Consider the following 14,541-nt stretch of genomic DNA (forward strand, 5'->3'; position numbering starts at 1 on the left):
GGTCATCCCTTTGTCTCTAGTCCACTTCGGGTCACGCGTCGTTGGGCTTTCCACAGGTCGTACTCGCGGGTGCGGGCGGCGACGGCCAGGGCCATTGCTTCTTCGGTGTGGTCGCGCCAGCCGGTGCCGATGTAGGTCCAGGCGCCGACGACCTGGGTGGTTTCGTCTGCGTCCTCGGCGAGCAGGCGTGCTTCGAGGTCGCGGGTGTCGATCGGGGTGCCGGTGCGGCGGGACTCGGCGGCGAGTTCTTGCCAGCGGGACCTTGCGCGGCGAAGGGCGCCGAGGGTGATGGAGTAGCGGCGGGACTTGGTGCCGAAGTGGCCGCGAAAGCCCAGGCAGCGCACCCACTGGCTCATGCGTTGGTAGTCGTGGTCGACGTGGTGGAAGGTTGCGGCTCGCTGCGCCATCTTGCGGCATTCCCGTTTGAGGGCGAGGAGGTGGGGGCGTCCTTGGCCGTGGCCGTGCAGGCTCGAGGAGTCCTTGGTGGAGTACTTCGCGAGGTAGCCGGCGACCTGGTCGGGGGTCAGCGGTCCGGTCGGGTCGTCGGTGCGGGACCCGGCGCGTACGGTGCGGGCGTCGACCTGGGCGCCGAAGGCCAGCACGCGTGGACTGTCGTCGTGGTCGACGGGTTCGGCGAGGGCGGTCACGGTGGGCACGACGTCGCGGACCAGGCCAGCCAGGGCGTGGCCGGTCAGCGAGGGGGGCGCGGGGGAGCCGGTGCCGCCGGCGGCGGGTCCATCCAGGCGGATCAGGGCGTGGAAGTGCACCAGTCCGCGGCTTTGGTACTCGGCGACCTTGGCGTACTGGATGCAGGCGTGCTCGTTCAGGCGTGTGTCGGGCACGGCCAGGTGGCGGGCGATGCCGTGAAGCGCCCCAGGTTTGATGCCGCTCCTGTTTGAGTCCAGGAGGATGAGCACATGCCGAAGAAGATTGATCCCGAGTTGCGGGCTCGAGCTGTGAGGTTGGTGATCGAGCACCGGCAGGAGTACCCGTCGATGACCGAGGCGATGGTCGCGGTGTCGAAGCAGCTGAACGTTTCGCGGGAGTCGGTACGGCGCTGGGTCGCCCAGGCGGACATCGACGCGGGCCGTCGGGAGGGGACCACGACGCAGGAGTCTGAGGAGATCAAGAAGTTGAGGGCCGAGAACCGGCGGTTGCGCGAGGACGTGGCCGTGCTGAAAGCGGCGACGACTTTCTTCGCGGGGGAACTCGACCCCCGCAACCGCTGATCATGGGATTCATCGACACCATGAGAAGCCAGGGCCACGCGGTCGAGTCGATCTGCCGGGTGCTGCGCGAGCAGGGCTGTCAGGTTGCCGCGCGGACCTACCGCAGCTGGAAGAGCGTCGGGCGGGCCGTAGCCACACGGACCGTCACCGACGCCCAGGTCATGGACGCGGTGCGCGATATCGCTTGGACCACCGACCAGCCGACCAGCACGGCCGCAGCAAGTTGACTCCGGAGGGGCTGTACGGGCGCCGGAAGATGAGCGCCTACATACGTCGCACCGTCATCGCCGACGCCTCGTTCGGGTCGGTGGATCGGGCGATGCGCACCCTTGGTCTGGTCGGCGTGCGGCGTGACAAAGGCGTTCGGACCACGATCCCGGCCAAGGACGGCATCCGGGCCGGTGACCTGCTCGATCGTGACTTCACCGCCGAGGCACCCAACCGGGTGTGGGTCACCGACTTCACGTATGTCAGGACGTGGGCGGGCTTCACCTATGTCGCGTTCATCGTCGATGTCTACGCCCAACGGATCGTGGCCTGGCACGCTGCGACGACCAAGCAGACCGATCTGGTGATGGTCCCGCTGCGGATGGCGATTTGGCAGCGCGGCCGTGAGGGACGCCTGGCGGATCCCGGCCAGTTGATCCACCACTCGGATGCCGGGTCGCAATACACGAGTCTGCGGCTGACGGAACATCTTGCCCTTGAGCAGATCCGCCCCTCGATCGGGTCGGTCGGCGATGCCTACGACTGCGAGCATCGTGACTGCGCCACCACCTGGGGTCTGACCCTTGCTTATGACCGGCCCTGCGGGTGCCCTCGCGTTGACGTGTCGGCCCCGGGTGGTGGCGTTCACCAGGCTGCTGGCCGGGTGGGCAGTGACCTGATAGGAGCCTGACTCGACCAGGGCCTCATCGCAGTCCTGTCCGCCCACTCCGGCCAGCTGAGCCATGGACAGCCCGCCCGGAAAGTGCGAGAGAGGATCCACAGCCCGATGCCCAGCATGCAGCTTCGGCGTGACGATGTCATCGTCGGCGTCGACACCCACAAGGACAACCACGTAGCGGTCGCGATCGACGGCTTTGGCGGCCGGCTCGGCGACATCGTCGTGCCCACCACCATCGCCGGGTTTGAGGAGCTCCTCGCCTTCTGTCTGGCCTTCGTCGGGTCGGCCGGTCGGCTGATCGGGTTCGGCGTCGAGGGCACCGGCTCCTACGGGGTCGGCTTGGCGCGCTACCTGCGCAACCACGGTCACGACGTCCACGAGATCGCCCGCCCAGCACGGGCCGCGGAACGTCGACTCGCAGGGAAGAACGACACCATCGATGCCGAGCACGCTGCACGCCAGCTCCTGGCTGGGCACGGGCTGTCGACACCCAAGACCGCCGACGGCGCGGTCGAAACGATCAGGCTGGTCAAGATCGCCTACGACGGTGCCGTTCAAGCGCGGACAACCGCGATGATCACGCTCAAGGCGACCCTCGCGACCGGGAGCGAGGCGTTGCGGGCGGAGCTGGAGACGCTCACCGACCACAAGCTGATCCTCGCGTGCGCGGCGCTGGAGGGTCCGACTCCACTGCCGCCCGTGCGCCGTGGCGCACCTGCCGTTGTTGTGCCGGGCGACCCGGATGTGGCGATGCGACACGTGCTGTCCTCGATGGCGAAGCGTTGGCTGGCGCTGCACGAGGAGGCCAAGGCTCACGCCGCATCAATGAAGGCACTCACTGCGGCCGCTGCGCCCCAGCTCGTCGAGGCCGTCGGCGTCGGCTACGACACTGCGGCACAGATGCTGATCACCGCCGGCGACAACGCCAACCGGATCAAGTCCGAGGCAGCGTTTGCCAAGATGTGTGGCGCGTGCCCGATCCCGGCTGGATCCGGCAAGACCAACAGCCGGCACCGTCTGTACCGCGGCGGGAACCGGCAGGCCAACGCCGCGCTGTATCGCGTGGTCATCGTGCGCATGCGCTGGCATCAGCCGACGATCGACTACGTGGCCCGTCGCACCGCCGAGGGCATGTCGAAGCGGGAGATCATCCGGTGCCTGAAGCGGTACCTCGCTCGCGAGCTCTTCCGCCTGCTGCCGGCCCCGGACGCCATCGCCAAGCCCGTTAATGGAGAGCTCGAAATCGCGGCCTGATCGACTTGACGATCTATAGGAGCATCAACGCGCTGATGGAGACGATCAACGGCTTGTACAAGGCCGAGTGCATCCGCACCACCGTCTTCCACGACGGGCCGTTCAAGAGCATCGCGGACGTCGAGTACGCCACCGCCGGCTGGGTCGACTGGTACAACGCCCGACGGCTCCACAGCTCGCTGGGCCACATCCCGCCCATCGAGTACGAGCACGCCCACTACGCTGCCCTCAACCCCGAGCCGCAGCCCGTATGAGAGCGGCAGAGAACCTGGGGCGCTTCAGCCGCGGCGCAGGGCGATGGTGAATCGTCGCCACAGCTCGGGGGCGTGCCACTGCCACATCACCGCGGAGGCCGTGTCGTGGCACTCGTTGCACAGCGGTGACCCGGTGACCTCGTCCTGTTCGTCGTGGGTGCGGGTGCACCAGGTGGGTTGGCCGTGGGGGCAGCGGGTGCGGGCCTGGGGTCGTCGGGGTCGGCAGGGGCGGCCGTGGCGGTGGCCGTGGACGGGCCCGAAGGAGGGGGCGGTGAGGGTGACGAAGAGCAGCGGGTTGTCGCGGACCTGGTCGGGGACGGTCTTGCCGCCGTTGATGCCGGCGTGGATCAGGGCGTAGGTGTCGCGGGCGTAGACCCGGGAGCAGGACGGGCAGATCGAGGCGCGGCGGTTGCCGCAGGGGCGGTGCAGGACCCCGAAGGGCAGGTCCCGGGTGTCGAAGGTGGAGATGACTTGCCCGGTGGTGGTGTCGACGGTGAGGGAGGATCCGGCCAGTCGGACGGGGTGGGCGCAGTTGCCGGTGGCGGCCAGGGCGTCGAAGAAGGCGTCCATCGTGCCGTCGCGCATGCGGGAGGCGATCAGCTGCGCGGACTGGGGGCGGGCCAGGGCCGGGAGGTCGAGTGGGGTGTCTTCGCCGTAGCCGGGGAAGTGATCCCCCCGGGCCAGGTCGGGGGAGGGTGACGCGGTGGTGGTGTGCACGATCCCTCCGATCAGAAGGGTGTGCCGCGTGAACGGTGGTGCTGGCCTTGGGGTTCACGCGACACACCCAGACTGTGGGGGAGCGCGGCAAAAAGAGTGAGAGGTCCGACGCCGCAAGGCCGCTCAACGCCGGTCGCACCGCCACATGGGGGCGGGTGCAGGGCGCGGATCCAGTCGAGTGGTTGTAGCGGCCATCTGTGATGCGAGCGCACTGGGCCCGAGGTGGGGAGCCGACCCCCAAATTGAGTCCCCGATAGTGGTGTAGCGCGGTCGCCGACATGGTCCCGGTTGTGGACGTGTGTGCGGCCACCGCGTGATCCTTCGAGCGAACCTTCCACAGCACTCTCGAATGGAGTCATCACGATGACCGCACCACACATTGTCGACCCTGTCGGCCTGCTGGGTGAAGCCCTGTCCGAAGCCTCCCCGGACTTGATGCGTTCCCTGCTGCAGACCATGATCAACGCGTTGCTGTCCGCGGACGCCGATGCCGTCGTCGGAGCCGAGTACGGCCGACCCAGCGCGACTCGCACGGCGCAGCGCAATGGCTACCGCCACCGCGACCTGGACACCCGCGTCGGGACGGTCGACGTCGCGATCCCGAAGCTGCGGAGCGGGACCTACTGCCCCGAGTGGCTCCTCGAGCGCCGCAAGCGCGCGGAGTCCGCGCTGATCACGGTCGTCGCGGACTGCTACCTCGCTGGCGTGTCGACCCGCCGCATGGACAAGCTCGTCAAGACCCTGGGGATCGACTCGCTGAGCAAGTCCCAGGTGTCGCGGATGGCCGCTGATCTGGACCAGATCGTCGAGGAGTTTCGCCACCGGCCGCTGGCCGATGCCGGGCCGTTCACGTTCGTGTCCGCGGACGCGTTGACGATGAAGGTCCGCGAGGGCGGACGCGTGATCAACGCCGTCGCGTTGATTGCCGTCGGTGTCAACGCTGACGGGCACCGCGAGGTCCTGGGCCTGCGCGTGGCCACGTCCGAGACAGGTCCGGCGTGGAATGAGTTCTTCGCCGACCTGAGCGCCCGCGGACTGAGCGGGGTGCGGCTGGTCACCTCCGACGCCCACAAGGGCTTGGTCGAGGCCATCGCGGCGAACCTGCCCGGCGCGTCGTGGCAACGCTGCCGCACGCACTACGCCGCGAACCTGATGTCCGTGACCCCCAAGAGCATGTGGCCGGCCGTGAAGGCGATGTTGCACTCGGTGTACGACCAACCCGACAAGGACGCCGTCCAGGCGCAGTTCGAGCGGCTGCTGGAGTACGTCGACGGCAAGCTGCCCGATGTCCACGACCACCTCGACGCAGCGCGAGCGGACATCCTGGCGTTCACCGCCTTCCCCAAGGACGTGTGGACCCAGATCTGGTCGAACAACCCCGCCGAACGCCTCAACCGCGAGATCCGACGCCGCACCGACTCCGTGGGCATCTTCCCCAACCGGGCCGCGATCGTGCGCCTGGTCGGCGCCGTGCTGGCCGAGCAGACCGACGAATGGGCCGAAGGACGGCGCTACCTCGGCCTCGACGTCCTGGCCCGCTGCCGCATCACCATCGTCACCGACATCAACCCCGAGATCGGAGACCACACCCTGCCAGCACTGACCGCCTAACCCCTAGCCAAGGAGAACACGCCGCTACACCACCACCCGGGACTTGACCGACCCCCAGGGACTTATCCCGTTCAATGTGGGTGTTGATCCGCACCCACTACCCTGCCGCACCCGAAGGCCCCGCGCATCTTTCACCCGAGATCCCTGTGGATGACTCGACTCGTCACTGACAGTGGTCATCGAGACATCTTTACGCCGGGCGCCACGCACCGCTGCTCGGGCACGGGCAGCGCGACGAGCCCGGATCGGACCCTCCCCTTCACTGTCGGTTCGAGGTAGCACCGGCCGAGTATTCAGACTTGATCGCTCGAACCAGGCGTCGTCAGTCGATGCCCCTGGCCTCGTTCCACCACTGGCGCAGGTCGTCGGTTTCGAAGCGGTCCATCGTCATGGTCTCGAAAGTGCGGAAGCCTGTCTTCGCGTGCTTGAGGATTCCCTCGAGACTTTCGACGTCAGCGGACGTGAGGTCCATGGAGTTGACGGTAAGCAGCACTGCGTCACCGGCTGCCGACTCCTCCAGGTCGCAGGTCGAGGGCACGTCCACCAAGAGGTCGCCGAAGAGTCCGTCGGGCCGGAACTTGCTGGTCCCCTCGCTCATGCCCTCCATGGTCTTGGCGAAGCTAATCCTCTTGCCCGGAGCCCGTGCAGCCACGAGCAGTTGCAGCTCCATGCTCTCGAGAGCCTCGCCCTCATCTGAACCTCGCTCGCACGGCGAGTCCTGCGAGTCGTGCCACCACGATCGGATGTCCTCGGCGCCGAAGAGCCCAAAAGCTTTGGTGTCGTACACCCAGAAGTCCTCAGCTCGCTGGACCATGTCGACCAAGAGACCGAGCTGGGCCGTCGACACGTCGTCGGCATCGACGATCAGCATGAGCGCGTCACCGTCCACGCTCTCCCGCACATACCACCCGGATCGGTCATTCCACACAGGCTTGATCTTGCGGATGAGCGGCCCGAAGGGGCCCTTCCGGCGCGGGTCGCGCCACTGACGGTCCATCTCGATCACCCCTGCGAAGGGCGGCGCCTCCACTCCAGCGACACGGCGAACGAGGAGCAGATCGAGGTCGGGACTTCGGCCGTTGCTGTACTTCCCCACGAACTCGCTCGCCACATGCGCCCCGTCCAACCAACGTGACTCATCACCTAGGTCCCGGACGAACTCCTCGACCCAGGAACGGAGAGCACGCTCCACGTCGTCCGGCGCGGAGAAGGTTCCCGACCTCAGAGTCGAACGGACCCACGGACCGCCGTGATGCCGCATGTTCTTGTCGACACCCCACAGGGAATGACCCACCACGGGCGGGACCTCGGCCCAGGCCCTCTGCCCCGGCCAACCAGACCGAAACACCTCCGCGGCCTCGACCCAATGCCTCGTGCGCAAAGCTGCGATCCCGACCGTCAGATCCTTCTTCCACGTTTCGGTCCACACCAAGGCCAGCCAGTCACCTACCGCTCAGCAGTCCCAAGCCGGAGCGACGTATTCGCCGGCCTCCGCCTCTCGCTCATCAGCAGACTCTCCGTCCATCGCCCACACCTCATCGACCATCGTGAGCGGAGGACGGGCGAGAGGCTCACCGAGCACAGGCTCGAGAAGGTCACGACAATTGACGGTGTACGTGGGCACCATCGGAATCATCTTCGGCGAATGCCCATACGTCAACGTTCGGGGAGTCGCGCGGGGAGCAGCGCTCGTTTGTGCCCTCGTCACCGCACACGGTGGCCCTTGTTCCGAGTCGAGCGACCAGCTCATGACTAGGGCCCTTGTCGAGCTATGAGAACGCCCGTATCTTGAACAGGGAGTTCATCCGCTCGATGCCGAGCCGGATGACCACCACTGGAGGGGGAGCCAGGATGAAGCGCATGTCTGCGTTTATCGCGGCGGGCGCGATCACGGCAGGGGCCGTCGTGGCTCTGACGTTCGCGACAGCCGCCAATTCGTCCGAGCCACGCCCGCAGTCGGGGGCCGAGTCGACCACCCGGACCATCGCACCCCCCTTCAAGGATGCGCCTCACGGAGAGGCTCGTGACAACGCAGCTGATTCCGGCGTCAACTCCCGAGGCGAGTCATACGGGTCGGAACTCGACGCCAGCTCTGCAGCTGAGGTGCCCGACTTGATCGCGGCGGTGGCCACCAACGGCAAGGCGGGCTACGTGCGCAAGAGCGAGCTCGATGCCGCCGACCCTGCACCCATCAGCCCAGAGGCAGCAGCCACGGCTAAGCCGGTGCGCGAGACCGTGCCCGTTTATGCAAGTGATGGGAGCACTGTCATCGGCGAGTTCAAGGTGGGGGTGTGAGGGGTCGACTCTCCCACGGGTCCTGCAGAATGAGGGAGTCCCGCGCCGCGAGGCAGTTGAACGCCGGTCGCACCGGGATACCCAGGAAGGGTGGAAGTTGTGCCTTCGATCAATGACCGGGCCCTAATTGCGGGGGATCCGCGCGCAGGCGAGACCGACCTGCTCGCCGCGTCGATTGACAGATCGCCGAAGGTTCGCGCAGCAGCCGCGGAGAACCCATCGACACCTCCGGAAGTTCTAGCCCAGCTCGTCGAAGATGACCGATGGCAAGTCCGATTTGCCGTGGTGGATAACCCGACCGCGGAAGCGCTTCGTATCGCCTTGTCCAGCTCTGATCCAGACGTCCGTGGACTCGCCGCGCAGCGCGACGATTTGAATCGGGCGCAGGTCCAGCAGGTCCTCCAGGACCCGGCCCATTCCGTGAGAGAGCAACTCTCCTTGGTAGCCACCGACGACGAGGTGATGCGAAGACTCGCCCGCGACCCCCATCCCGCGGTCAGAGCCAGCCTGGCCTCGAACAGTGCGTTGCCACTCGACGTCCTCGTGACACTCGCAAGGGACGGGCGCGCTGCCGTGAGATCGGCTGCCGCTGCCTCTCGCCGCCTGCCGCCCGAGGTGTTGACGGAGCTGGCGACCGACCGCTCAGTTCAGGTCCAGTGGAACGTTCTTGTCAGCAACCCAGAACGCCTCGACATCGCAACGACGATCGCAGGACACTCAGACGCAATGAACGTCGACCAAGCACAAGCTCAACTCGAACACCCCGAAAACTTCACCCGTTTCCTCGGTCCCATCGATCTCGTCCAGTCGAATGACAACGAACTGCGCTCGGAAGCGACTGAATGACGTACAGGCGACAGCGGTGGCTAACACTTCATCGTGAGGACTTTCTCTACTGACTCAAGGCGGGCCTCCGGCCCGCGCCCGGCCGGCTTCCTTCGGCCGCTCCGGTGGGGACCCCCGCGCTCCGGGCTCGTTCCTCGCCCTCCGCGCACCCCCACCTGCACGCCCTTCGTCGCCGACCGAGCACAAGAAGAGGCACCCGGTGATCGCCTCACCGAGCGCCCCTCCACTTCCGAACCACCGACCCGGTGCTACACCATCCGGCCTGCACGGGCACGGCTCAAGCGGCCACCGAATGCACCATCCGGGACGCGCTCCGCGCCTGCGATCCACACCTGACCGTGTATCCCGGCCGCTTGACCCGAACCCGCTCCGACCGGCTCTGCTCCGCTATCGGGTCGCCGGGTAGCTCCGCCCGACTTTGACAGCAGCCATGACAGCAACCAGAGGCTTCGCCGTCGCAACAGGTCGAGACAACCGTTGCCGTCGCTCCGCGATCTCAGTGCATGGTGTGCCCCAGTTCGGCCCTGGAGGAGCCTACGGATCAGAAGGTTAGGGGTTCGAATCCCTTCGGGCGCACTCTGTGTTGAGACAGACGGAACAGGCCCTGCCAGCGGAGACGCGGCAGGGCCTGACTCGTTCCCGGGCCTCCGGTGCACGACGAGGCCCCGCCCCCCTTCGTCAGGGGAGCGGGGCCTCGTCGGTGCGTGGGGCGGATCAGCCCTGGGCGTTGTCCAGGTCGGAGGCCACGCGACGGTGGGCCTCCCAGATCTCCTCCGGCAGGCGCTCGAAGGCCTTGAGGTGCGCCTCGCGGAAGCCCATCTCCTGCTGCCAGCGCGGCACGTCGATGTCGAGGATGCGGTCGAGGTCCTCCTGCGGCAGGTCGAGGCCGAGCAGCTCGAGCTCGTCCTGCGTCGGGAGGATGCCGACCGGCGTCTGGCGACCCTTGACCTCGCCGTCCTTGAGAGCCATGAGCCACAGGAGCGGACGCAGGTTCTCCCGGTAGCCGGGCCACAGGTAGTGACCGTCCTCCGGGTCCTTCTGGAACCAGTTGACGTGCGCGAAGAGCGGCTGGTTCTTGGCGGCACCGACGATGTCGAGGTAGTGGCGCGCGTAGTCGCCCTCGCCGTAGGCCATGAAGGGCCGGTTGGACATCGGGTCGTAGCGCAGCTGGCCCTCGACGCCCTCGGCCGCGGCCGTGGCCTCGGCACCCAGCGTCAGGCCGTCGTACACGCCCTCGGCGAGGTCGGTGATCGCGCGGATCAGCGGCTCGCGGTCACGCGTGCGACCACCGAAGATGATGGCGTCGATCTCGACGCCCTCGGGCTCGTCGAAGTCAGGCGCGGCGTTCGGGACATTGGCCAGCGTCGTCGTGAAGCGGCTGTTGGGGTGCGCCCACGGCGAGGTGTCGCCCGGCTCGCGGTCGGAGATCGCCTCGCCCTTCCAGTCCAGCCACCCGTCGACGTCGGCCGGCGGCTCGGGCGTGCGGCCCTCCCACCAGACCTCCTCGGTCTTCGGGTTGTACGCGATGTTGGTGAAGATGACCTTCGTGCCCGGGTCGACCGAGTGCAGCGCGGTCGGGTTGGTCGTCTCGTTGGTGTCCTTGGCGACACCGAAGACGCCGTACTCCGGGTTCATGCCCATGAGCTTGCCGGTCTGCTCGTCGACCCACAGCCACGCGATGTCGTCGCCGTAGAAGTCGACCTGGTAGCGGTCCCCGAGTGCGTCCGGGGGCAGCATCATCGCCAGGTTGGTCTTGCCCGAGGCGCTCGGGAAGCCACCGGTGATGTGGTAGCGCTTGCCGGTCTGCTTGTCGGAGATGCCGATGAGCATGTACTGCTCGGCGAGGAACTTCTTCGTCGCCCACCCGTCGTACGCGCCCTGGCGCAGCCCGTGGGCGATCTTGCCCAGGAGCGCGTTGCCGCCGTACGAGGAGCCGAAGTGCAGGATCGTGCGCTCGTCGGCGACGGTCACGAAGTAGCGCTTGTCGTCGGGCGTGCCCTGGCCGAGGTTCTCGAGGTCGCCGGTGACGTGGACGGCGCGGACGAAGTCGTCCTGGACCGGCAGGTCGTTGACGTGCTCGAGGCCGACCCGCGACATGCGGATCATGTGGAGCACGACGGGGCGGGAGTCGGTGAGCTCGACACCGGTGGCCCACTGCGCGAGCACGTTGCCCTTGGGGGACATGAGGTAGGGCAGGACGTACATCGTCTTGCCCTTGGACTGGCCGCGCATGAGCTCGGTCAGCTTCGCCTTCATCTCCGAGGCGGGACGCCAGTTGTTGTAGACGCCCTTGTCCTTCTCGTCGTTCGTCGCGACGATCGTCCGCTCCTCGGAGCGGGCGGTGTCCTTGGAGTAGGAGCGGGAGTAGTAGCGGCCCTCGCCTGCGGGGAGCAGCTCGCCGGCCTCGACGGCCTCGGCGATGAGCCGGTCGTCGTCGGCGGCGCTGACCACCTCGATCCTGTCCGGCTGGGTGATCTCGGCCCAGTGCTTCACGTACTCGCGAACGGCCTCGTTGGTGAGACCTGACGCGTCAAGCGCGGCGTCGACGTCGACCATGCTGTGTTTCCCTCTCACGTGCTCTGGTGTTCGGGCGGTCCCTCGCGGGTTCTCCCGGTTGCGGGCAGGTTACCGCCCTGTGACCGGGCAGAGGGGGAGGGCCTGCGGGGCGGGGGGTGATCTCACGCACGCCCCCGACGCGCCCTCGACCCGTAGTGACCCACGGGTTTACCGATACCACCTGTAGCAGGTACCGTCGGTACCGCACACTTTCCCGCACCACCCACGACCTGCGCGAAGGGGAATCACCCAGATGGCTTCCACCGACTCGATGTCCTTGGCCGACAAGGGCCAGCGACTTGGCCTGCGCCTGATCGCCAAGGCCGGCGGTCTCCCCGGCCTGAAGGACAAGGAGGTGCGCGCCAAGGTCGAGCGGTACCTGTACAAGGGCGCCGTCACCGGGTTCAAGGCCCAGACCGCCGCCGGGCGGGCCTTCGCCGAGCGGCAGGGAGCGGGCGACCCCGCGCGCGTCGCGCCGGCCAAGCCCAGGGCCCTGTTCGACCTCACGCCCAGTGAGGACCAGCGGATGATCCAGGGCGTCGCGCGCGAGCTCGCGGACGAGGTCATCCGGCCGGCGGCGGCGCAGGCGGACGCCGAGCGCACCATCCCCGCCGAGGTCCGCACCGCGGCCGCCGAGATGGGCCTGCACCTCCTCGGTGTCCCCGCCGAGCTCGAGGGCATCGCCGAGGAGCGCTCCGCCGTGACCGGCGCGATCGTGCTGGAGGAGCTCGCCCGCGGGGACATGGGCATCACCACCGCGATCATGGCCCCCGCCGCGGTCGCGACGGCCATCGCCAGCTACGGCGACGCCGACCAGCAGGCCACCTACCTGCCCGAGTTCACCAGCGAGGACCCGCCCACCGCAGCCCTCGCCCTCCACGAGCCGCAGCCGCTGTTCGACCCCTTCGCGTTGCGGACCACCGGTCGGGTCGAGGGCGACGAGATCGTCCTCGACGGCATCAAGGCGATCGTGCCCGGGGCGAGCGCCGCAGACCTCTTCGTCGTCTCCGCGGCGATCGACGGCGAGCCCCGTCTCGTCATCGTCACGCCGGGCACCGAGGGCGTGCAGACGCAGGACGACCCCGCCATGGGTGTCCGCGCCGCCACTACCGCGCGCCTCTTCCTGGAGGGCGTACGCGTCCCGCGGTCCGACCTGCTCGGCACCACCGAGGACCACGCCGATGCCGTGCGCCGGGCGCGTCTGGCGTGGGCCGCGGCCGCCGTCGGCACCTCGCAGGCGGTCCTGGACCACGTGAGCGGGTACGTCAAGGAGCGCAAGGCCTTCGGCGAGCCCATCGGGTACCGCCAGGCAGTCGCTTTCACCGTCTCCGACATCGCCATCGAGCTGGCCGGCCTGCGCCTCGTCGTCTGGAAGGCCGCCGCCCGCCTCGACCGCGGTGAGGACGCCTCCGCCGAGATCGCCCAGGCCCGCAGCCTCGTCAGCCGCCACGCCACGTGGATCGGCTCGAGCGGCGTGCAGCTGCTCGGCGGCCACGGCTTCGTCAAGGAGTTCGACAACGAGCGCTGGTACCGCGACCTGCGGGGCGCCGGGGTCCTCGAGGGCACGCTGCTCGTCTGAGCGCGCCCCCCTTCCTCATCCCGACCTGACACGAAGGACACGATCATGATCGACCTCGAGGTTCCGAAGAAGTTCCGCCCCCTCGTCGCCCAGGCGCGCGGCATGGCCGAGGAGGTCTTCTGGCCCATCTCGCGCAAGTACGACCGAGCGGAGCACGAGTACCCCGCCGAGCTCGACCTCGTCTCGGCCGTCATCGACGGCATGGCCGACGGTGGCGCCGGCCAGGGGGCCGGTGCGTCCTCCTCGACCCGCGCCGAGGACGGCGGTGCCCAGGAGGGCGACGTCGCAGCCGTCGGCTCCGGGCGCAGGGCCGGCACGCGTGAGGACTCCGCCAACCGCAACGGCTCCAACATCTCCTCCGTCCTGTCCATCCTGGAGACCTGCCGCGGCGACGTCGGCCTGACGCTGTCGATCCCGCGCCAGGGCCTCGGCAACGCTGCCATCGCGGCCGTCGCCAACGACGAGCAGAAGGCGCGCTACGCGGGCAAGTGGGCCGCCATGGCGATCACCGAGCCCGACGTCGGCTCCGACTCCGGCGCCATCCGCACCACGGCGGTCAAGGACGGCGACGAGTACGTCCTCAACGGCGAGAAGATCTTCGTCACCTCCGGCGAGCGCGCCGAGCTGGTCGTCGTGTGGGCGACGCTCGACCGCAGCCTCGGCAAGACGGCGATCAAGTCCTTCGTCGTCAGCCGGGAGAACCCCGGGCTGCAGCTCGTGCGTCTCGAGCACAAGCTCGGCATCCGGGCCTCCGACACCGCGGCCTTCGTCCTCGACGACTGCCGGGTGCCCGCCGAGGACCTGCTCGGCGACCCGGAGATCAGGATCGAGGGCGGCTTCGGCGGCGCGATGCAGACCTTCGACAACACCCGGCCGCTCGTCGCGGCGATGGCCCTGGGCCTGACCCGCGCCTCGCTCGACCGGACCACCGAGCTCCTCCGGGAGGCCGGCGTCGCGGTCGACTGGGACCGCCCGGGCAACGTCCAGTCCGCTGCGGCCGCGAATCTCATCGAGATGGAGGCCGACTACCAGAGCGCCTACCTGCTGACGCTGCGTGCGGCCTGGATGGCGGACAACGGCAAGCCGAACTCCATGGAGGCCTCCATGGCGAAGGCCAAGGCGGGCCGCACCTGCGTCGACGTCGCGCTCGCGTGCGTCGAGCTGGCGGGCGCCACCGGGTACGCCGAGACCGAGCTGCTCGAGAAGTGGGCCCGCGACTGCAAGATCCTCGACATCTTCGAGGGGACGCAGCAGATCCAGCTGCTCGTCGTCGCCCGGCGCATCCTCGGGTACTCGAGCAAGGAGCTCAAGTAG

Annotated in this window: 10 protein-coding genes and 2 pseudogenes; 8 read left to right on the forward strand and 4 right to left on the reverse strand. The window is 68.2% G+C overall.

What is annotated here, in order from left to right; genetic code table 11:
• Positions 1-2: 2 nt before the first annotated feature.
• Positions 3-977 carry a replication initiator gene (locus tag JT1_RS16425; RefSeq protein WP_369407445.1) on the reverse strand — a complete coding sequence of 325 codons (975 nt, stop codon included), beginning with the start codon at positions 975-977 and terminating at the stop codon, positions 3-5.
• Here JT1_RS16425 and JT1_RS18055 point away from each other — a divergent pair.
• From JT1_RS18055 to JT1_RS16450, 3 genes and pseudogenes are all read left to right on the forward strand, one after another.
• Positions 918-1,980 (forward strand): annotated as a pseudogene (locus tag JT1_RS18055) (IS3 family transposase); the annotation flags it as partial. The gene JT1_RS16425 and the pseudogene JT1_RS18055 sit on opposite strands and share 60 nt — an antisense overlap.
• 243 nt (positions 1,981-2,223) lie before the next feature.
• Positions 2,224-3,369: an IS110 family RNA-guided transposase gene (locus tag JT1_RS16445; protein WP_068326595.1), complete on the forward strand. Its 1,146-nt coding sequence runs from the start codon at positions 2,224-2,226 to the stop codon at positions 3,367-3,369.
• A gap of 26 nt (positions 3,370-3,395) precedes the next feature.
• Positions 3,396-3,623, forward strand: a pseudogene (locus tag JT1_RS16450) (integrase core domain-containing protein); the annotation flags it as partial.
• Positions 3,624-3,647: 24 nt separating this feature from the next.
• On the opposite strand, the gene JT1_RS19100 reads toward JT1_RS16450, so the two are convergent.
• Complete coding sequence (locus tag JT1_RS19100; protein ID WP_068329468.1) at positions 3,648-4,340, reverse strand: replication initiator; 693 nt, start codon at positions 4,338-4,340, stop codon at positions 3,648-3,650.
• Between the two features lie 363 nt (positions 4,341-4,703).
• On the opposite strand from JT1_RS19100, the gene JT1_RS16460 reads away from it, so the two are divergent.
• Positions 4,704-5,951 (forward strand): IS256 family transposase, encoded by a 1,248-nt coding sequence (locus JT1_RS16460; protein ID WP_068329471.1) that lies wholly within the window; start codon positions 4,704-4,706, stop codon positions 5,949-5,951.
• Positions 5,952-6,273: 322 nt separating this feature from the next.
• Here the strand turns inward: JT1_RS16460 and JT1_RS16465 are convergent, their stop codons facing one another.
• Entirely contained in the window at positions 6,274-7,383 is a 1,110-nt protein-coding gene (locus tag JT1_RS16465) for a hypothetical protein (protein WP_169702077.1), read from the reverse strand.
• Between the two features lie 419 nt (positions 7,384-7,802).
• On the opposite strand from JT1_RS16465, the gene JT1_RS18605 reads away from it, so the two are divergent.
• Positions 7,803-8,246 (forward strand): hypothetical protein, encoded by a 444-nt coding sequence (locus tag JT1_RS18605; RefSeq protein WP_174522861.1) that lies wholly within the window; start codon positions 7,803-7,805, stop codon positions 8,244-8,246.
• Positions 8,247-8,345: 99 nt separating this feature from the next.
• A complete protein-coding gene (locus tag JT1_RS18060; RefSeq protein ID WP_169702078.1) occupies positions 8,346-9,092 on the forward strand; it encodes a hypothetical protein in 747 nt (248 codons plus the stop codon).
• Positions 9,093-9,806: 714 nt separating this feature from the next.
• Here JT1_RS18060 and JT1_RS16485 read toward each other — a convergent pair.
• A complete protein-coding gene (locus tag JT1_RS16485) occupies positions 9,807-11,648 on the reverse strand; it encodes a phosphoenolpyruvate carboxykinase (GTP) (RefSeq protein ID WP_068329487.1) in 1,842 nt (613 codons plus the stop codon).
• Between the two features lie 253 nt (positions 11,649-11,901).
• On the opposite strand from JT1_RS16485, the gene JT1_RS16490 reads away from it, so the two are divergent.
• On the forward strand, positions 11,902-13,227 hold the full coding sequence (locus JT1_RS16490; RefSeq protein ID WP_169702079.1) for an acyl-CoA dehydrogenase family protein: 1,326 nt from the start codon (positions 11,902-11,904) through the stop codon (positions 13,225-13,227).
• Between the two features lie 45 nt (positions 13,228-13,272).
• On the forward strand, positions 13,273-14,541 hold the full coding sequence (locus tag JT1_RS16495) for an acyl-CoA dehydrogenase family protein (RefSeq protein ID WP_068329490.1): 1,269 nt from the start codon (positions 13,273-13,275) through the stop codon (positions 14,539-14,541).

This window comes from Janibacter terrae NBRC 107853 (genome assembly GCF_001591405.1).
GTDB lineage: Bacteria > Actinomycetota > Actinomycetes > Actinomycetales > Dermatophilaceae > Janibacter > Janibacter terrae.